At 57.1% G+C, this 18,800-nt stretch carries 18 protein-coding genes; 3 read left to right on the forward strand and 15 right to left on the reverse strand.

Annotated elements, in window-relative coordinates; genetic code table 11:
• Positions 1 to 284: 284 nt before the first annotated feature.
• Positions 285 to 2,420 (reverse strand): bifunctional 23S rRNA (guanine(2069)-N(7))-methyltransferase RlmK/23S rRNA (guanine(2445)-N(2))-methyltransferase RlmL, encoded by a 2,136-nt coding sequence (gene rlmKL / locus MPRO_RS12455; protein WP_067292783.1) that lies wholly within the window; start codon positions 2,418 to 2,420, stop codon positions 285 to 287.
• Positions 2,421 to 2,759: 339 nt separating this feature from the next.
• Here rlmKL and rmf point away from each other — a divergent pair, with 339 nt between their 5' ends.
• Positions 2,760 to 2,966, forward strand: a complete 207-nt coding sequence (rmf, locus tag MPRO_RS25080) for a ribosome modulation factor (RefSeq protein WP_082708725.1) — start codon at positions 2,760 to 2,762, stop codon at positions 2,964 to 2,966.
• A 79-nt stretch (positions 2,967 to 3,045) separates the two neighbouring features.
• Here rmf and MPRO_RS12460 read toward each other — a convergent pair whose 3' ends face one another.
• Both MPRO_RS12460 and MPRO_RS12465 read right to left on the reverse strand, forming a co-directional pair.
• The gene (locus MPRO_RS12460) at positions 3,046 to 4,080 is read right to left on the reverse strand and encodes a quinone-dependent dihydroorotate dehydrogenase (protein WP_082708723.1); all 1,035 of its coding nucleotides are present in this window, start codon (positions 4,078 to 4,080) and stop codon (positions 3,046 to 3,048) included.
• Positions 4,081 to 4,166: 86 nt separating this feature from the next.
• Positions 4,167 to 4,391: a DUF2835 family protein gene (locus MPRO_RS12465; protein WP_067292786.1), complete on the reverse strand. Its 225-nt coding sequence runs from the start codon at positions 4,389 to 4,391 to the stop codon at positions 4,167 to 4,169.
• A 466-nt stretch (positions 4,392 to 4,857) separates the two neighbouring features.
• Between MPRO_RS12465 and MPRO_RS12470 the strand changes: the two genes are divergently transcribed.
• Positions 4,858 to 6,597 (forward strand): BatD family protein, encoded by a 1,740-nt coding sequence (locus MPRO_RS12470; protein WP_067292790.1) that lies wholly within the window; start codon positions 4,858 to 4,860, stop codon positions 6,595 to 6,597.
• A 42-nt stretch (positions 6,598 to 6,639) separates the two neighbouring features.
• Here MPRO_RS12470 and MPRO_RS12475 read toward each other — a convergent pair whose 3' ends face one another.
• A complete protein-coding gene (locus tag MPRO_RS12475; protein ID WP_067292793.1) occupies positions 6,640 to 7,542 on the reverse strand; it encodes a TIGR01777 family oxidoreductase in 903 nt (300 codons plus the stop codon).
• Positions 7,543 to 7,621: 79 nt separating this feature from the next.
• Here MPRO_RS12475 and MPRO_RS12480 point away from each other — a divergent pair, with 79 nt between their 5' ends.
• Entirely contained in the window at positions 7,622 to 8,236 is a 615-nt protein-coding gene (locus tag MPRO_RS12480) for a riboflavin synthase (RefSeq protein ID WP_067292797.1), read from the forward strand.
• Between the two features lie 2 nt (positions 8,237 to 8,238).
• On the opposite strand, the gene MPRO_RS12485 is transcribed toward MPRO_RS12480, so the two are convergent.
• From MPRO_RS12485 to MPRO_RS12535, 11 genes are all read right to left on the reverse strand, one after another.
• Complete coding sequence (locus tag MPRO_RS12485) at positions 8,239 to 8,784, reverse strand: hemerythrin domain-containing protein (protein WP_067292801.1); 546 nt, start codon at positions 8,782 to 8,784, stop codon at positions 8,239 to 8,241.
• Positions 8,785 to 8,860: 76 nt separating this feature from the next.
• Entirely contained in the window at positions 8,861 to 9,490 is a 630-nt protein-coding gene (locus MPRO_RS12490) for an HAD family hydrolase (RefSeq protein ID WP_245635091.1), read from the reverse strand.
• Position 9,491: 1 nt separating this feature from the next.
• Positions 9,492 to 10,301, reverse strand: coding sequence for an AlbA family DNA-binding domain-containing protein (locus MPRO_RS12495; RefSeq protein ID WP_067292808.1), 810 nt, complete (start codon positions 10,299 to 10,301; stop codon positions 9,492 to 9,494).
• A gap of 45 nt (positions 10,302 to 10,346) precedes the next feature.
• The gene (locus MPRO_RS12500) at positions 10,347 to 10,733 is read right to left on the reverse strand and encodes a hypothetical protein (protein ID WP_067292811.1); all 387 of its coding nucleotides are present in this window, start codon (positions 10,731 to 10,733) and stop codon (positions 10,347 to 10,349) included.
• A gap of 84 nt (positions 10,734 to 10,817) precedes the next feature.
• Entirely contained in the window at positions 10,818 to 13,445 is a 2,628-nt protein-coding gene (pepN, locus tag MPRO_RS12505; RefSeq protein ID WP_067292814.1) for an aminopeptidase N, read from the reverse strand.
• Positions 13,446 to 13,457: 12 nt separating this feature from the next.
• On the reverse strand, positions 13,458 to 14,288 hold the full coding sequence (locus MPRO_RS12510) for a DUF2797 domain-containing protein (protein WP_067292817.1): 831 nt from the start codon (positions 14,286 to 14,288) through the stop codon (positions 13,458 to 13,460).
• Positions 14,289 to 14,301: 13 nt separating this feature from the next.
• A complete protein-coding gene (locus MPRO_RS12515) occupies positions 14,302 to 14,562 on the reverse strand; it encodes a YeaC family protein (protein ID WP_067292820.1) in 261 nt (86 codons plus the stop codon).
• A 137-nt stretch (positions 14,563 to 14,699) separates the two neighbouring features.
• Positions 14,700 to 15,557: a rhomboid family intramembrane serine protease gene (locus tag MPRO_RS12520; RefSeq protein WP_067292823.1), complete on the reverse strand. Its 858-nt coding sequence runs from the start codon at positions 15,555 to 15,557 to the stop codon at positions 14,700 to 14,702.
• Positions 15,554 to 16,540 (reverse strand): metallophosphoesterase, encoded by a 987-nt coding sequence (locus MPRO_RS12525; protein ID WP_067292827.1) that lies wholly within the window; start codon positions 16,538 to 16,540, stop codon positions 15,554 to 15,556. Before MPRO_RS12525 ends, MPRO_RS12520 begins: the two co-directional genes overlap by 4 nt.
• 1 nt (position 16,541) lies before the next feature.
• Positions 16,542 to 17,423, reverse strand: coding sequence for an NAD(+) kinase (locus MPRO_RS12530; RefSeq protein WP_067292830.1), 882 nt, complete (start codon positions 17,421 to 17,423; stop codon positions 16,542 to 16,544).
• Between the two features lie 28 nt (positions 17,424 to 17,451).
• Positions 17,452 to 18,420, reverse strand: a complete 969-nt coding sequence (locus tag MPRO_RS12535; protein ID WP_067292833.1) for a 1-aminocyclopropane-1-carboxylate deaminase/D-cysteine desulfhydrase — start codon at positions 18,418 to 18,420, stop codon at positions 17,452 to 17,454.
• Between the last annotated feature and the right edge of the window lie 380 nt (positions 18,421 to 18,800).

Genomic DNA, 18,800 nt, shown 5'->3' on the forward strand with positions numbered 1-18,800 from the left:
TGTCGGACAGCCTCCTAGACCATAAATAAACCATCTGCCGCACAACGCAAAGCGGCGCATCCCTGGGGATGCGCCGCTCATACTGTACTATCAATCCGAGTTAATACATGAAGCAGGGATGCTTCATCATTGGCCGCAGGCCAATGCGAACGCCATATCTTCGCCTCCAAGAAGGCCAGCAAGTCAACGCACTTGCGCCCATTCTTTTAGGCTAAGGAGTTCTGGCGTGACGGACAAATAGGGAGGGAACCTATTTGTCCGCAGGGTTAATAGCCAAACACGCACTAGCCCGCGCGATGACGGATCTCAAAGCACACATGAATGTTCTTGCTGCGCTTGAAGTCCGGATCCAGCGTCTTGGCGGTTATGTCCTGAATATCAAAACCGGCCAGCGCCTCATAATCGAGCACGAAGCGGCGGTAGTTATTCGAAAACAGCAAAACACCACCCGGTCGCAGCAGCTTCATGGCCGCTTGGACCAGAGATACGTGATCACGCTGAATATCCAGCACCTCTTCCATGCGCTTGGAGTTTGAGAAAGTCGGCGGATCCATGAAAATCAGATCAAAAGCCGCCGCGCGGGGCTGATTCAGCCACTTGATGCAGTCAGCCTGAATAAACTGATTGTCACCGCCGGAATAACCGTTCAGCCCCATGTTTTTCATCGCCCAGCCAAGGTAGGTAGCCGACATGTCCACGCTGGTAGTGGACTCGGCGCCCCCCTGGGCCGCATGCACAGAAGCGGTGGCGGTATAGCAAAACAGGTTCAGCACATCCTTGCCCAGCGCCATTGACTGGATACGGCGCCGCACGGGCCTGTGATCAAGGAAGAGCCCTGTATCGAGGTAGTCATGCAGATTGACGCGTAACTTGCAGCCGTGCTCCTGCACTTCGATAAAGTGATCGGTCTGACCCTGGCGTCCATACTGACTTGAACCCTGCTGACGCCTGCGCTGCTTGAGCACCACACGCTCCTGCTTGACCCCAAGCACCTCCGGGATAACGCTGATCACATCCTGCAGCCGCTCAAAAGCCCTGCGCGGGTCGATGGAACTCGGCGGCGCATACTCCTGCACATGCACCCAGTCACCGTAGCAATCCACCGCAACGGCATACTCCGGCATATCGGCATCGTACAGACGATAACATTCGATCTGCTCGCGCTTGACCCACTTGGACAAAGCCTTAAGGTTCTTTTTCAGCCGGTTGGCAAACATCTGCGCCTGCTCACTGATCGGCGTACCCGGCTCCAGCGGCAGGGGGCGATCCCGCTCAGCATGCAGTGTAAACAGAAACAGACCACACTCGATGGCCCCGTTATACAGCTTGTACTGACGGTCGACCTTGAGACCAATCACCTTGCACTGATCCGCATTGCCACTGAAGATCGCCACCTTCCAGCCGCCGAACTGGCGCTTCAGACGCTCCCCCATCTGGCGGTACATGTACATCAACTCGGTTTCATCACCAATACGTTCGGCATAAGGCGGATTGGTCACCAGCAGACCCGGGCCCGGCGCTGGCACACCCAGCTCCACCATATCCTGCTCGCGCCAGTCGATAATCCGGGCAAGACCCGCATGCTCGGCATTTTGCGCCGCAAGCTGCAAAACGGACGCATCGCGATCATAACCCGTGAAGCGCACTCTTAGCTCCGCCAGCCCTGCATCACGGCGTTTGACAGCTTCAGCCTGCAGCTTTTGCCACAGACTCTTGTCGTGCTGCAGCCAGCGGCTGAAACCAAAACGCTGGCGCAACAAACCCGGCGCAATATCTGCTGCCATCATGACCGCCTCGATCAGCAGCGTGCCCGAGCCGCACATCGGATCCAGCAACTGCGGATGCGTTGCGGCCAGCTGCGGCCAGCCGGCACGATACAGAACCGCCGCCGCCAGGTTTTCCTTCATTGGCGCCTGACCCGCACGCTTGCGGTAACCGCGCCTGTGCAGACTGCCGCCGGACAGATCCAGCGCTATAGTTGCCTTGCCACTGTAAAGGTGGACATTGATACCCAGATCCGGCTCAACCCTATCCACGGTAGGACGGTTCCCCGTTGCCGCACGAATCTGATCCACCACCGCATCCTTGACCTTCTGAGCGCCGAAGTGCGTGTTAACGATCTGTTCAGTACGCCCGGTAAAGTCCACCGACAGAGTTCCCAAAGGGCGCAGATGATCCAGCCACTGCACCTGCTGCACGGCTTCATAGAGCTCATCCGCGGTATTGACCGGACTCACCTGCAACGGCAGCAGCACCCGGTTGGCGAGGCGCGACCACAGGCAGACCCGATAGGCATCCCTCAGCTCGCCTGCGAAATAAACCCCTGCCTGCGTTTCCTTCACCGACGCCATACCGAGCATTTTCAGCTCATCCAGCAGCAGTCCTTCGATACCCTTGGGACAGGTTACAAAAAAATTCATCAGCCACGCTCTTCAAGTTGTTTCACACAGCCAGCCCCGGAAATTGCGGCACGCAGCTGAATCAGGAAATTCATTCAAACTTATTACTTTGTTAATGAAAATAATTCATTAACTGACTATATCTGGCGACAGTAATTTAACTAACTGATAAATATGCGGTTTTTAGGTCTGCCAAACACAACCGCTATCGCCATACTCATCCTCATAGTTTTTTAGGATCGTAACTGCCGCCGAATTCCGTTATCAATGAAAGCTGTGGTACACGAGAGGATCTGCCACATCTGCTGGGAACAGACGATTAGGCCCGTTCCCGGATTTAGAATTTTAGAGAGGCGTACTATGAAGACACAGAAACGCGATAAAACCTCTACTTTGTTTAACCGCGGCTTTCAGGCGGGCTTAGACGGTAAATCCAAAAGCACCTGCCCAGTCAGCGAGATCGATTCACGCACACATTGGATGAGTGGATGGCGAGAGGGACGGGAGGCCCACTGGAGCGGTCAATCCGGCGTCTCTGCAATACAAGCCAATCCGTCGCTTCACTGATACGGCTCGAACAACCTAATTCTCAGGATTTTAAATGGCTCCCCGCGGGGAGCCATTTGCCATTAGGCAGGCTACACAACTAGCGCTTTCGTGCCTGCAAAGCCCTGATCGCCTCAACCGAATCACTCACCAGTCTGGGCCCCTGGTAAATAAATCCACTGTAAATCTGCACCAGGCTGGCACCCGCTTCCATTTTCTCAGCCGCATCAAAGCCCTCGGTAATACCGCCGACGCCAATAATAGGCAAGGCACCACCCAGCTCAGCCGCCAACTGTCGAATGGTACGGGTGGAACTGTTACGTACCGGCGCACCGCTAAGACCGCCCTCTTCATTACGCAGCGGCGAGTCCTCTACGCCATCGCGCGACAGCGTTGTATTAGTAGCAACGACACCATCCAGTTCATAGGTTTTCAGCGACTTGGCCACCATAATGACTTCTTCGTGCGTCATGTCCGGCGCTATTTTTACTGCAATGGGCACATATCGATCATGCAGCCTGGCCTGGCGCGCCTGCTCCAGCTTGAGACGATTCAACAGGCTGTTTAATGACTCACCAAATTGCAGCGTGCGCAGCCCAGGCGTATTCGGAGACGATATATTCACCGTGATGTAGCTTGCGCGCGCATAGACTTTGCGCAGGCAATAAATGTAATCCTCATCCGCACGCTCGTTCGGCGTATCCTTGTTCTTGCCAATATTGATTCCCAGTACGCCATCAAAGCGGCTGCGTTCAATATTTTTCAGCAGTTGATCAACACCCAGATTGTTAAATCCCATGCGGTTGATGATCGCCTTGTGCTCCGGAATGCGAAACAGGCGGGGACGCGGGTTACCCGCCTGGGGGCGTGGCGTTACCGTACCCACTTCTATAAAACCAAACCCCATGGCGGCCAGGCCATCGATGGCAACACCGTTTTTATCCAGCCCGGCGGCAAGTCCAACCGGATTGGGAAAGCGAATACCCATGACTTCCACCGGGCAGCTTTCCGCCTGAGCCCCGAGCAAACGATGCATGCCCAGGTTCGCCACCAGGTTCATGCCACCCAGAGCCAGATCGTGGGACAGCTCAGGCTCCAGTTTGAACATCGAATAACGCGCAAGCTGATACAACATGGATTATCCAATTGGGTTTACAGAAATAAGGCGGCATTATAGGCGACACAGTGGTTCCTGAACACCCGCCCACCCAAGGTCAAGCATCATCGTAGCCGCGAAATGGAACTGAAGCGCCCCTGCGGATCGAAATGAATCACGAAGCGCCCATGTACACCATCGTTCAATACAAAGCGCTGTAAAATGCCAGCCGGAAAACGCACCCGCCGCCCGTCAAGTGCAATCACCGTTACCTGCAGTCGACCCTGTGCCTGATAGTGCCTCAGGTACTCCTCTCGACTGATAGCGAGATCAAACTCCACCTGTGCCATTTCTCACCTTGTCTGCTTAAGTCAAAACACCCAGCGCCCTGGCGCGAAGCCCTGATAATGCCTGATCGCACCCTCTATTTCGACTCGGCCTTCCGCGCCGCCATGCCCTCCCCCCTGCAGTGCTAATATCCGCGCCCAATGGGTATTAATCACCGGGCAGGGCCCTCAAACCGCGCCCTGCCAGGCAAGCTCTGCTATTGTTCCGAGGTACCAGTCTCCTTTTAAAGACACCAATAAAATCCAGAGCGCCGGCAGGCATAAAAAATGTTCGTCCCGACTTCAGCCGAACAAGGCCTTGCAGCCGCCGTGATTTCTAACAAGTCATTGATATACGAGGGGGGTTACCTGATAATGACGCAGGACGCGAACCTGAAACCCTGGGCCATTTCGAGCTTGTACTCCGTTTGACGGCATGCTCCAGAGTGACCTCAACGGGTCTTTCACAGCCAGCTGAATTAAAGGCACTATGCGCAAGCTGCCGTTAGTACTGAACCTCATCTGCCTGCCCGTCTTCGCTGACGTGTCGGCTTACCTTGATCGAAATACGATCACGGCGCAGGACACGGTTCGTCTGACGCTTGAGGCCGACTCTCGCATACAGCAGGAAATAGACTTCTCCCCGCTTTATCGCAACTTCCAGTTTTTGGGCAGTAAACAGCTCACGCTATCGAGTCATGCTGGCGGTGACAGCCAGTACCGCACCCGCTGGGAAGTCCTGCTGCGCCCCAAAACGACCGGTGAAATTACTATTCCCCCGCTGCAGCTTGGGCTTGAGTCCAGCAATAACCTGCACCTCAAGGTTTTAAGCGGTGCCGCCCGCGAAAGCGGCCTGCAGGGCGAGCAGGTGTTTATCGAGGCAAGCCTGGACACCAACGAGGTGTATCAGGACAGCCAGCTGATCTACACCCTGCGCCTGTACCACGCCATCGAGCTGCTGCCCGACACCCAACTGACCGACCCTTACCTGCCGGGCGCGCTGATCAAGCCACTAGGCGAGCAGGTACGTTTCACACAACAGGTACGGGGGCGCAACTATAAAGTTATCGAACAACGCTATGCTCTGTTCCCAGGCCAGACCGGCACTCTGACCCTGGACGGCCCCATCTTTGAAGGCCGCGCCAAGCAGGACAACAGCCAGATCCAGCTGCAGGCAAGACCACTGGAAGTCGCCGTTATTCCGCCGGCTTACCAGAGCGCGCGCGGATACTGGCTACCCGCCATGGCACTGACGCTGAATGATGACTGGCAAAACGGCGCGCCATCCACCCCCGTAACCAGCCTTGGCGACAACCTGAGCTACAGTATCAGCATGACGGCAACTGGATTGCCTGCGTCCCGCCTGCCGTCCCTGGCTCCGCCTGCGGGGGCCAACTTTGACATCAGCGTCGACAGCGTGGAACTGGTTGAAGATGTATCGGACCTGGGCCTGACCAGCCGGCGCACCGAACACATTGTGGTACGCCCGCACACCGCGGGCAATCTGACGTTGCCACCTAGCGATGTAACCTGGTGGGATCTGAACACCGACAGTGCGCGCAATGTCGCCCTCCCCGGACACCTGCTACAGGTAAAGCCGCGTTCGCCGGCCGCGCAAGCAGCGCTGGCCATGGCGGCGGCGCCCCCCTCTAGTCAAGCCGATGCCAGCATTGCATCAGGCCATGCCGCGACCAGCGCCGCAGCCACAACTGCGGCCTCGGTTGCACGCCTGCAACAGGCCCTGAACGAAAGCCGGCTACTCATCGGCCTGCTCACTGTCATCAGTCTGATTTCATCCCTGGGCTGGCTCTATACCTTCAACCACCTGCGCCAGCTACGCAGGGAAGAACAGCAGCAGGCACAGCAGGAAGAAATGCGCCGCCGCCGCAAGCTGTTGATGGCTCACCAAATGGCCGAGAAAAATACCTTTCAGGCCTTGGCCATGGCCTGCCAGCAGAACAATCCGACAGTGGCCAAAATGCGACTGGTTGAGTGGGCGCAGAATTTCTGGCCCGATCAACACATATTCAACAGTGAAGATATCAGTGATGCCGCCCGCAGCCAGACGCTCGACTTCCTGATTCTGGATCTTGAACAACACGTCCATCAGGACGACAAGGCACTCTGGCAGGGCGATCTGCTGCTCGAAGCCATTGAAAAATTGCGAGAGCGCCGCCCCGAAGGCTACGAAGCCGCACCGCTGCCGGAGCTGCTCTTCGCGTCTGGATAGCGGTACGCTTACCCATTAAATGAGTTCCCTTCACAGCATACTTCAGCGAGCGATAGCCTTTTTAAATGCTTCGGCAAGTGACGTACAGCGGAACTCGTAGCCCGCATCGAGCAGCCGCCTAGGATATACCCGCTGGCCCGATACCAGCAGCTCACTGGACTCCCCCAGCAGCAGCTCCAGCACAGCCGCCGGCATCCGAATGCGGGCCGGGCGATGCAGCACAGCCCCCAGAGCTGCGGCAAAAGCCGCATTGGTGACCGCTTCCGGTGCGCAGGCATTGAAGGGTCCGCGCAGGGTACGCTGCTCCAGCAGAAACCGAATGATAGCCACTTCGTCCTCCAGTCCGACCCAGGGCATCCACTGGCGCCCCGAACCAATAGGGCCGCCAAGGCCGCAGCGAAAAGCGGGCAACATCTTGCTCAGGGCGCCACCATGCCCCAGCACAATTCCGGTGCGCAGCAGACATACTCGTACGCCAAGCGCTTCGGCCTGCAGCGCACAGGCTTCCCAGTCAGCACACAGCTGATGTGAAAAGCCAGGCTTGTAGTCATCTGCGGCTTCCGTGAGAGCTATATCAGTGTTGTGACTGCCGTAGTAGCCCACCGCTGAGCCACTCACCAAAACCTCTGGGCGCTTGTTCAGCCGCCGAATCAAATCCACCAAGGCCTCAGTAGTCTGGAGCCTGCTGGCGCGCAGTAAATGCTTGCGTGCATCACTCCAGCGTCGTCCGACAATAGGTGCACCCGCCAGATTGACGATGGCATCGAGCGTATCACTGTCTGCTATTTGATCCAGGCTGCTCAACACCTGCACCTTCGCACCCAGCTTCTGCGAACTGCGCTGCGCCATGCGTGACCACACCAGTACTTCATGCCCTGCGGCCACAAGATCGCGCACCAGTGCCGTGCCGATAAAGCCACTGCCTCCACTAATCAAAACCTTCATTGCTGTTCCCCTGGATTTCCTATGCGCGCCGCTTTTCAGTTAAGCTTCGGTCTCTTTAATTCAGCCACACGAGACAGCCATGTTTACCGGTATCGTTCAGGGCAAAGCCCGGGTCGTTGCATTGCAACGCCACCCCCAGTTTATGCAACTCAGTCTGGATTTGCCGCCCGCACGCGCCAATCTGCTCGAACAGGGCGCCAGTATAGCGGTGAACGGTACCTGTCTGACGGTGACCGGCTTCGAAGGCACCCGGGTTGATTTTGATCTGATAATCGAAACGCTGCGCGCCACTAACCTCGGTGAGCTAAACATCGGTGACGAGGTTAATTTCGAGCGCGCTGCGCGCTTTGGCGATGAGATTGGCGGGCACCTGCTGTCGGGGCATGTCCATGCCACCGCGGAGATCGTTAGCATTGAAAGCACAGAGCATAACTGCGTCATCAGCTTTGCCGTGCCTCCAATGCTGCGCAAGTACATTCTTCCCAAGGGATTTGTGGCACTTAATGGCTGCAGCCTGACTATTGGCGAGGTGCAAAACGGCCAGTTTAATGTCTATCTGATTCCCGAAACCCTGGCCGTTACCCGCTTTGGCAACGCCCGGGTGGGTGAGCGCGTCAATCTGGAAGTCGACCCGCACACCCAGGCCGTAGTGGATACGGTGGAGCGTTATCTTGAGGCACAATCAAAGGCCTGAGCCTACGCCATATCCTGCAGCAGATCGCGGTACAGCTCGACATACTCCTCGGACTGGTGCTCGCCGAACAACGGATCGACATTGCTCGGCAGCTGTTCGCTCAGCGCCGCCCAGTCCAGGGGCTGGGCCAGCTTTTCCAGCCGCACGAAAACCTGCTCTTCCTCAAACTTCATATGGGCTTTTTGTTCACGCACATAGGTCTCCAGTTTGTCGATCAGCAGCTCCATCGGCATCAGGGTATCGTTGAGGATACTTTCAATGGCGTCACTCAAATCACGGGACAGCCTTTGTACATGCTGGTGCTGGGTTTCACACTGCTGTATCAGGTCATCGAGCTGAACATCCCGACCATGGAACCAGGCCAGCATCCGGTCTTCCCGCGAGTGATGGTATTCATCGGCATAATCACCGATATAACTGATGGCATCGGCCATCAGACGGTAATTAGGCCGAGTACCGGCACGCAGTTTGGCGACCTTGGCACTGAGAATTTCCAGCAACCGGTCAAGATTGAAGTGATCGCTGTGCAGTTCCGCCACAATTGTCATATCGAACCTCCGCGCTACCTTCATAGCTTTGCCCTGTCTGTACTATAGACAAGTCAACCTCAGCAGAGTTGGATACTCAGACGTTGAGCGACACTTCAGGCACTGCGGTGTGCTGCAGCAGGGCATGCAACTCGCCCAGGTCCAGCACCCGCAGATCGGTGAGTTCCGGCCAGTGGCGATCTTCACGACTGTCCACATGCACAGTCATGAGCCCGGCATTGCGCCCGGCCTCAAGATCATAACGAAAGTCCCCCACCATAAGCGCATCCCCAGGCTCAATGCCCCAGCAGGACAGCAGATATTGCAGACCTCCAGGATCGGGCTTGGGCTGGGCCTCATCACGTCCGAGCACAAAGGCCGGGTCGAAATAAGCTGCCACGCCAATAGCCTGCAACGACAGCAGGGCGAACTCGCGCGTATTGCGCGTCAGAATGCCAAAGCGGCAATTATGCCCGTTCAGCCACTCGAACAAGCCATGCAGCCCCGGCGCAGGCTCAGCCTTGAGGGCATAATAGCGTTCAAGATCATCGAGTTGCGCATAGAGTACGGTGCGCTGCGGCTCAGGCACATCCGCCAGCGAGGCCAGAATGTCCGCACCAGGCGCCAGCCCCAGCTCACGTCGAATATGCTCGAAGTCGTGCACCGGTCGGGTCAGAGTGCCGTCCAGATCAAATACCCAGTAACGACGCTTGTGCAGTGCGTCCATATTAACCATCCACCGCAGTATCGCTGGTCATATTGTCCAGCAGCCCACCAAGCTTCTCCTCGACCTCCCGCAGCATGACCTGATAGCGTTGCTGGTTGCCGTTGCCCTCACTCAGTAGCCGCTCCAGATTGCCGATGCTTTCCTGACTGTCCCGCAGGGTTTGCAGCATGTTGCGCGAGCGCTTCTTGCTGCTGTCCGTCAGCTGATCGATACGGCTGAAGGTGCGCTTGAGCTGATCATCCAGGTCATGGATATGCTGACTCACCTGTAACAGGCCATCGTTGATAGAGTGACTGATGCCCCCGACCTGATGTTCCAGCCGGAAAACCGCATTGCGAAAACGCGACAGAAACTGCTCACCTTCACGGTCCATAAAGATGGACAGTAACTCTTCGGGATAGAGCGCCCGATTGCGGCCGTCGGCCCGCATGGTGTACTGGCCGCTGGGAGTGCAATAGGGCTTGGATGGACCGGCCGGAATCTCGACCCGCAGAAAGGGTTTGGCGCCGAGATTCTCAATGAAAATCTCGACGTCAATATTGGGATAACAACCGGTAGCCTTGTTAATCAGACTCAGGCGAGCGCCATCGTCAACATCACAGCCCACCACCTGCCCACGCTGCACACCGTCATCGCTGGTGTACTCATCAATACCGATAAGCAAGGTGCCACCGGTGGCGGCATTGGCAAAGGCGACCAGGTCACTGGCATGAACTGCGGACGCCTCGCGCTTGAAGTCGACGTTGACGCCTTCCGGCATCTGCAGCAGACGGCGCGTGCGCCCGGTAATGCCGCGATACTCTTTTCTCATGGGTATCGCCTCATGCGCATTCCCGGGAAAAGTACAGCGGTCCGCTTACTTGTAGATACCGTCGTCAAACGGATCCAGCGGATGCTCAAGCATCTTGTCATCACGAAAGTACAGAATGCGGCCTTCAAACTTGAGCCCCTTGGAGGCGAACCAGCGATCCGTATCCTCGCAGCCTTCTTCCGCCTGACTGGTCTTCATGCGGGCCATCATCAGCCGGTAAAAATACAGGCCAAAGAGCGCAGCAGAAGCTCCCAGAAAAAAGTCCGACGCCAGCGCGAACAGCAGCGTCACTATACCCGCGACCCAGACACGGCTCGCCTTGGCGATTTGCATGGCCCGGTTGGCGTCTTCGCGCTGATCCCGGAACTTGAGGTAGCGACGATAGTTCTGTTGCAGATCGAACTTATCGTGGCTTGAAAGCAATCTTTCCATCTAATGCATCCCTGAGTATTTCTTGGAAATGTGTGGCTAAACGCTGTCAGGCAGTATAACCAACCCTGCCACTGCGGTCTTGTTTCAGTCCAGACTCTTGCTGACCACCTCGTACACATCCCGTGACAGCTCACCGCTGTCCAGAATGCGTCTTAGCTGTGCCTGCATCTGCACCTGACGGCCAGCGTCATATTTGCGCCAGCGTGTCAGTGGCGTCAACAGGCGCGAAGCCACCTGAGGATTCAGCCGGTTCATCTCGATGACCCTGTCCGCCAGGAAAGCATAACCTTCCCCACTGGCTTCATGGAAGTTCACGGCATTCATGCCGCAGAAGGTCGAGATCAGTGAGCGTACCTTGTTCGGGTTACGCATATCAAAGGCTTCATGCTGCATCAGCGTTTTGATACGGGACAGGGCACCGGGTTTGGAGTCACAGGCTTGCACCGCCAGCCACTGATTCACCACCAGGGTTTCGCTCTGGTAGCGCTGATAAAAATCCTCCAGCACCGCGGCTGCGTCTGCCTCAAAGCCCGAATGGGCGATCAGGCTGAGGGCCGCCTGACGCTCGGTCATGTTGTCGCAGCCATCATACTGCGCCCGGGCCCGGGCCAGCTGAGCCGGCGTTTCCAGCGCAACAAGGTACGACAGACACAGGTTGCGCAAGCTGCGCCGCGCGACCTGTTCGGCATCAGGCGCGTAGGCAGCAGCCGACGCCAGCGCTTCATAGCGACGTTGCAGCGGTGCTTCCAGCAACCGCGCAAGCTCAGTGCGGGCAAACTGACGGGCCAGGTGAATCGCTTCGACATCGATACAGTCGGACAGCTCGCTCAGGTAGGCCTCGGAGGGCAGCGACAGCACCTTGGCCACCATCGCAGGATCTAGACTTTCATCGTCCAGCACGACGGCATAGGCATCCACCAGCGCGCTATCCAGCTGCAGCGTTTCGCCCTGGCGATACTGTGCCATCAATCCCTGGATCACCTCAACTGCAAGGCGCTGCCCGGCATCCCAGCGATTGAAACCATCGCTGTCGTGACTCATCAAAAAGACCAGCGCATCACGGCTGTAGGGATACTGCAGCCGCACCGGCGCCGAAAAACCACGCAGCAGTGAGGGCACTGGACGCGCCTGGATCTGTTCAAATATAAAGGTTTGACGCTGCTCTGTGAGCTCGAGCACCTGCGTGGTGGCGCCTTCTTCCAGTAGCAGATCTGCTCCGCTGGCATCCAGCAGACCCAGCGCCAGCGGAATATGCAGCGGCAGCTTCTCAAGCTGATCAGGCGTTTGCGGCAACTGCTGTTCAACATGCAGGCGATACTGCTGCGCGGCAGCATCGTAGTCATCGCTCATGCGCAGCGTCGGCGTGCCCGCCTGGCTGTACCAGCGGCGGAACTGTGTCAGATCACGCCCGGATGCAGCCTCCATGGCACAGACAAAATCATCAGTGGTCACGGCCTGGCCGTCATGGCGCTCGAAATACAGGTCTGAGCCTTTTCGGAACAGGTCAGCCCCCAATAGTGTGTGCAGCATGCGCACCACTTCGGCACCCTTCTCGTACACGGTGAGGGTATAGAAGTTGGAAATTTCAATGTAGGACGCCGGGCGTACCGGGTGCGCCATCGGGCCTGCATCCTCGGCAAACTGGGCAGTGCGCAGCAGAGTCACGTCTTCCACGCGCTTGACGGTGCGCGAGTTGATGTCGGCGGAGAACTCGGCATCACGAAAGACCGTGAAGCCCTCCTTCAGACTCAGCTGGAACCAGTCACGACAGGTGACGCGGTTGCCCGACCAGTTATGGAAATATTCATGGGCCACCACGCCTTCGACACGCTGATAAGCGGCGTCTGTGGTGGTTTGCGGGCTGGCCAGCACGCAAGAGGTATTGAAGATATTGAGGCCCTTGTTCTCCATGGCCCCCATGTTGAAGAAATCCACCGCCACTATCATGTAGATATCCAGATCGTATTCGCGGCCATAGACCTCTTCGTCCCAGCGCATGGCATTGATCAGCGAATCCATGGCGTGATCGAGCTTGTCCAGATCCTTTGGCTCGGCAAAGATGCGCAGCGACACATCGCGCCCGGACATGGTCTTGTAAGGCCGCTCAATATGCTGCAGATCGCCTGCCACCAGTGCGAACAGGTAGGCAGGCTTGGGGAAGGGATCTTCCCAGGTCACCCAGTGACGCCCGCCACTCTCGCCGGACGCTACAGGGTTACCGTTGGACAGCAACACCGGAAAACGCGCCTGGTCAGCCTCTACTGTGGTGGTAAAGACCGACATTACATCGGGCCTGTCCATGTAGAAGGTGATGCGCCTAAAGCCTTCGGCCTCACACTGAGTGCAGTACATGCCTTCAGACAGGTACAGGCCTTCAAGCGCGGTATTGTCCTTGGGGTGGATACGGGTGCTGCACTCCAGCACAAAGCTTGCGGGCACCTGGGTGATGCTCAGCAGCTCGCCTTCGCGCCGGAAGTCACCCTGTGCCAGCGCCTTGCCATCGATGCTCAGCTGACACAGCTCCAGGCTTTCATGGCCGTGCAGTTCGAGTGGCGCCTGCGCTGAAGCGGCCTCGGGGTTGCGCCGCACCTTGAGAGTGGAATGCACCAGCGTTTGGCCGTCTGCCAGCTCAAAACGCAAATCGGTTGTATCGATCAGGTAGGCCGGAACCTGATAATCCTTGAGATAAATTGCCTGCGGTTGTTCTGACATGCCTGCTTCACCCTATTCGGAACGAAATTCCACCTCATAGGAGGTGTATTTGCGCAAGTTGATCACACCGGTGTCCAGTATCAGATATTGCCCCTTGATACCCAGGAGCTGCCCGCTGACTTCGGGCGTTTTATCCAGATTCAGTGAGCTGACTTTAAGCGGATAGTTCAATACCGGATAATCAATCGTCACTTCTTCGGCCTCAAGACGCTGCACGGCCTGCAGGCCAAAGCGCTGCTCCAGCTCGGCCATGCCCGCAGCGCTGGCCTCGAATAGCCGGTCGCGCTCGGCTTTCAAATCCAGCGGCGCTATGCCCCCTTTAAGCATGGTGCGCCAGTTGGTCTTGTCCGCCACCTGGTCCTTGAACAGATGCTCCATCAAACCGGACTGCAGCCGCGAGTCGACACGCAGAATTGGCAGCGCCTGCACCGCACCCTGATCGATCCAGCGCGTGGGCACCTGAGTGCCACGGGTAATACCCACCTTGACGCCGGATGAGTTGGCCAGATAGACGATATGTGTCTGGAAGCAGAACTGCTCGCCCCAGGACGGGTCGCGGCAGGTGCCCAGATGAAAATGACACTTTTCCGGGCTCATGATACAGCTGTCACATTCAGGCAGCTTGGCAAAGCAGGGGTAACAATATCCCTGACTGAAACTTTTTTTGGTCTTTCTGCCGCAATTCAGGCAGTTAATCGCGCCGCTGTGAGTCAGACTGATGCGCCGCCCCAGCAACTCATTGAGCGCCAGTGACTGCTCGCCGCACACCAATTGATAGTGAGCCTGACCATCGGTCAGTTCGGTGCGCATCTTGCGCAGGGCGCCCTGTGCCAGTACTTGCATGAAAAATTATGACCTAATTGATGATTTTAATAGTCTGGGGTTGCAGCGGATCACTGCCGTGCTGAGCACCATCGGGACGGGTACGGTCGATGAAACCGGTACGTTCAGACTCGGGCAGGCGATTTTGGTCATAGGCAATCACCGCACGCAGGCACAGGGTGCGCTGCTCTGCGCTCAAACGCTCACCATTGGGCCATTTGCCTATTTCCACCGCCAGCTTGAGCGAACGGTGTATTTCAGGGGTCATGGTTTCAATCAACTGTTCGTAATTCATTCTCTAGACTCCACACTCTCTAACCTTCCAGCGGCTGGACACTCAATCTGATCCGCACGCAGTGTACCAGACTGTGCCACGGGGACTGAACCGCCTAAAAGTCTCAGACTCCAGAAAGCACGCCAGTACAAGGGAACTCAAACCTGACGCTTCGCGGCCAGCATGCTGCGCAGCAAGGCCCAGAGCAGCCCCGCCACCAACCCAGCCAGATGAGCCGTATTGGCAATAGCCCCCACACCGACATATTCCAGCACCCCGGCAAAACCCAGCACCAGCCACAGCAGCATCAGCCCCATCAGCGCTGGTGGCAAGCCTATGGCCGGGCGCCCTGCCCGCTTGTCCCACAGCCAGGCGTAGCCCAGCAGCGCGAACACCACGCCCGACATGCCTCCGAACATAGGGCCACTCACCCAGAACTGGGCCAGGTTGGATAGCAGCGCCGAGAACAGCACCAGCCCCAGCAGCGCCCAGCGCCCGTGCAGGTATTCAATACTGCGCCCCGCCACCCAGACCCAGAGCAGATTGAACAGAATATGCGGCAGACTGAAGTGCATGAGCGCAGGCGTGAACAGACGCCACAGCTGACCTTCACCCAGCGTATCCGCAAGCCCTGCATAAAAGACGCTGTCGCCGCGCACCCGAAAATCCACCAGTGTAAAACGGTGCATCCAGTCAAGGTTGTCACCGAACCCCACCAGCAGCGACACCAGCACACTGGCGACAATCAGCAACAGACTCAGCCAGCTCTGGCGCAATGCGGCCAGATTGGCCCGCTTTCCGCCGCCTGAGCGCGCCGTTTTGAGCACGCTGAGATCCGCGCCTTCGCGCCAGAGCTGGTAGAGCCTCAGCACCTGCTCCGCATCGACCCCACTGGACACCCAGAGCTCCTGCACAGCAGCCTGTTCTACCACCCGATGGGGCACACGCTGCTGCCAGAGACATTCGGTAAAACCGCGCAAGTCCTGCGTCAGGGGCACTTCTAGCAGCTTGATCACAGCACATCTCCGGGCTCAGGCCCACGCACTTCGCGGGCGACATCCACCCAGACAAACTTGGCCGGGTCAATCCGCGCCTCATGGTCATAACGATAGGCAACCAACTTGCCGAATTTCACCGCGCTGTAGTCCAGACAGGCAATATTGGAGGTAATGGGCCTGGGCTCACCATCGCGCCAGTAGTGCCCCACAAACAGGTGTTTTTCATGTTCACCGTAGTGCAGCAGCTGCTCACGGTCAGCCGCACTAAGGGCCATGCCGGCAATCTCATCCGGCAGCGGGTCTGGCTGAAATACGACATCGCCGTAGCATTCGGCCGACTCGGCCCAGAACTTGGTGCGAAAATAGCGCCGCTGAAAACCATCCTTGCTGGTGATAACCGCGCCATTGGGCAATTTCATCTGAGTACCGCGCAGCGCACGATCCATCAGCTCACACTCAAAATTGGCGGGATCGACCGAGCGGTGCAGGAAATCCTCGGATATTGTATTGCCGCCATATTCACGAAAAAAACGATCCAGCAACGCCTGGGGCCAGCAGGCATGGATTACCCGAAAATGCTCGAACTCCAGAAAAATGGGCATATCCTGAATCCAGGCAATAAAATCGTTACGCTCCTGCGGATAGGCCTCAAAGGCCTCCAGCGTTTCTTTCAATACCCGATAATGACGCGCGCTATGGGAGCGCAGGTACTCCATGCCGGAACCTGGGCGACCCGGCGTGCAGTAGCAGAGAAAATTGTACTCGTGATTACCCATGACCACCTGAGCGGTGCCCGCATCCACCATATTGCGCACCAGATGCAGCGACTCGCGGATGCGAGGCCCCCGGTCTATGATATCGCCCACAAAGAGCGCCTGGCGTTCGGGATGACGATAGACGCCGCGCTCCAGCCGATAACCCATACGCTCCAGCAGCATAGCCAAACTAACGGCGCAGCCATGCACATCGCCAATGAGATCAAAGCCTTTTATATCCGACACATCAAGCTCCCAGCCTTGTCCCCCACCCGAGCTTTTCGCGACAGGTACGGTAAAAGTCATAATTGAGAGGGTGCAGCAACTTGAGCTTGTGCGGCTTCTTGTGAATGGTGATGACATCCCCCGGCGCCAGACTGAAACTTAGCTGGCCATCGCAGGAGACCGTGGGATAGGTTTTGTTGTTGTCACTGATCACCAGTTTAAGCTCGCTGTTACCATCTACCACGATAGGACGACTGGAGAGCGTGTGGGGGAACATGGGCACCAGCACCAGCGCATCCAGTTTGGGCGACATTATAGGACCGCCGCCGGACAGAGAATAAGCGGTCGACCCGGTCGGTGTCGCCACGATCAGACCATCGGAGCGCTGCGTGTAGACAAACTGCCCCTCGATAAAGAGTTCGAATTGAATCATGCGCGTTGCCTTGCCGGGGTGCAGCACTATATCGTTCAAGGCTGTACCCTCACCGATCGGCTCACCTTCGCGCTTGACGATCAAATCCAGCAGGAAGCGACTTTCCACCGTGTACTTGCCTTCCAGCACCTCGGCGACCTTGGCCTCGATATCGGCCGGCGATATGTCAGTCAGAAAACCCAGATTACCGCGGTTCACGCCCAACACCGGCACATGGGAAGATGACAGCGCCCTGGCAGCCCCCAGCATGCTGCCGTCGCCACCGACGACGATCACCAGATCACAGATTTCGCCCATCATCTTCTGCTTGCAGGTCTGCTGACCGTGCCCCGGAATCGTATCGGAGATGCGCTCATCCAGCACCGTATTGAGCCCGCGCTCATTGAGAAAGCGAATCAGCTGCTTGAGCGTATCAATAACCGACTTGCTGCCAAGGCGCCCGATCAAGCCGACATTGCGAAAATAGTCCATCAAACCTTCCTGTTGTTAAGCTAACCGATCAAAGCGGTAGCTCGCCGCGGTAAGCATTCCCTTGATCGTACAATGTTTTTTCCATTCCTCTAAGCCCCTGCAGCCCGCCGGTGTGGATTAGCAGCACCCTGGAGCCCGCGGCGATCTCTCTCTGCGCCACCATCTGATTAAAACGCAGCACCATCTTGCCGGTGTACACAGGATCCAGCGCTACGCCTGTACTGTGCTGAAAAGCCGCCATAAATGCCGCCAGCAATGGCGAGCTGCGGGCATAGCCACCGCCATGGGCATCCAGCTGCAAAGCCCAGCCTCCGGGGTCATCCTCTCCCGCCAACTGCAACAAGGCAGCAATATCCGCGTATAAAAAGTCACCGCCCTTGAGAGCAGAGAACCCCAGCAGCCTGCTCGGCTCTGGCCTGGCCGCGATTAGCCCCGCCATAGTCCCCCCTGTTCCGGCGGCCACACAAATCAGATCAAAACCAGCCACATCTTCAACACCTGCAAGCATTTCCCGGCACCCCATCAACCCCAATGGCCCGAAACCACCCTCAGCGATAACACCAAAATTTCCCAGACGATTATGCAGCTGCTGCTCAAATGCGGGATCCTGCTTGTTTCGGTAGGTCGCCCGATCCACGAATTCGAGCTGCATACCCCAGGCCCGGGCATCCGACAGTGTCGGATTGGCGGCATAAGCAGGCTCCCCGCGAATCACGCCAACGGTCTCGATACCCAAAGCCTGGCCTGCAAACGCCAGTGCATGTACGTGATTTGAATAGGCACCGCCAAAGGTGAGCACCCGCCGCTCCCCCCGCGCCATCAGATCCTGCAGCGCGTATTTGAGTTTGTACCATTTGTTGCCGCTGACCTGCGGATGAACCTGATCGAGCCGCAACATCCAGACATCAACACCGGCACGGCGATAGAGTTCCAGTGGCAACGGCTGCAGAACCGGCACGGCGACAGAATCAAAGGGATTGAAGTGAGACTGAATCATGGACACCCAAGCTGGGTATTGAAACGCATTGGGAAACTGCGCAAGGCAAGAACCACTAGGAGGCTGTCCGACAATACTCAACCTACTGCGAGCCACCTGAGTTTGGCTGTTTTTTGTGCTGTTTCGCGTTAAATAGAACCACTATTCGCCTCAAAAGAGCTCAAAAACTGCCTCAAAACGGTCTTTCCCTCGCTACGATCGGCCAAGCCCGACAGGCTGCTAGAATGCAAAGGACGGGCAAAAGGATAGCCGCGCTGACCCACAAAGTACTGCAGCGGATCAGAAAAATGCAAAAAAAAGACAAAAAAAAGCCACTTCGAAAAGTGGCGGAACGGACGGGACTCGAACCCGCGACCCCCTGCGTGACAGGCAGGTATTCC

The sequence above is a fragment of the Marinobacterium profundum genome, assembly GCF_001528745.1.
Classification (GTDB): domain Bacteria; phylum Pseudomonadota; class Gammaproteobacteria; order Pseudomonadales; family Balneatricaceae; genus Marinobacterium_A; species Marinobacterium_A profundum.

Coding starts and splice junctions, on each gene's coding strand:
- rlmKL (WP_067292783.1), bottom strand. CDS start 2,420: ATGAATTTTTTTGTAACCTGTCCCAAGGGTATCGAAGGACTGCTGCTG.
- rmf (WP_082708725.1), top strand. CDS start 2,760: ATGAAGACACAGAAACGCGATAAAACCTCTACTTTGTTTAACCGCGGC.
- MPRO_RS12460 (WP_082708723.1), bottom strand. CDS start 4,080: ATGTTGTATCAGCTTGCGCGTTATTCGATGTTCAAACTGGAGCCTGAG.
- MPRO_RS12465 (WP_067292786.1), bottom strand. CDS start 4,391: ATGGCACAGGTGGAGTTTGATCTCGCTATCAGTCGAGAGGAGTACCTG.
- MPRO_RS12470 (WP_067292790.1), top strand. CDS start 4,858: ATGCGCAAGCTGCCGTTAGTACTGAACCTCATCTGCCTGCCCGTCTTC.
- MPRO_RS12475 (WP_067292793.1), bottom strand. CDS start 7,542: ATGAAGGTTTTGATTAGTGGAGGCAGTGGCTTTATCGGCACGGCACTG.
- MPRO_RS12480 (WP_067292797.1), top strand. CDS start 7,622: ATGTTTACCGGTATCGTTCAGGGCAAAGCCCGGGTCGTTGCATTGCAA.
- MPRO_RS12485 (WP_067292801.1), bottom strand. CDS start 8,784: ATGACAATTGTGGCGGAACTGCACAGCGATCACTTCAATCTTGACCGG.
- MPRO_RS12490 (WP_245635091.1), bottom strand. CDS start 9,490: ATGGACGCACTGCACAAGCGTCGTTACTGGGTATTTGATCTGGACGGC.
- MPRO_RS12495 (WP_067292808.1), bottom strand. CDS start 10,301: ATGAGAAAAGAGTATCGCGGCATTACCGGGCGCACGCGCCGTCTGCTG.
- MPRO_RS12500 (WP_067292811.1), bottom strand. CDS start 10,733: ATGGAAAGATTGCTTTCAAGCCACGATAAGTTCGATCTGCAACAGAAC.
- pepN (WP_067292814.1), bottom strand. CDS start 13,445: ATGTCAGAACAACCGCAGGCAATTTATCTCAAGGATTATCAGGTTCCG.
- MPRO_RS12510 (WP_067292817.1), bottom strand. CDS start 14,288: ATGCAAGTACTGGCACAGGGCGCCCTGCGCAAGATGCGCACCGAACTG.
- MPRO_RS12515 (WP_067292820.1), bottom strand. CDS start 14,562: ATGAATTACGAACAGTTGATTGAAACCATGACCCCTGAAATACACCGT.
- MPRO_RS12530 (WP_067292830.1), bottom strand. CDS start 17,423: ATGGACTATTTTCGCAATGTCGGCTTGATCGGGCGCCTTGGCAGCAAG.
- MPRO_RS12535 (WP_067292833.1), bottom strand. CDS start 18,420: ATGATTCAGTCTCACTTCAATCCCTTTGATTCTGTCGCCGTGCCGGTT.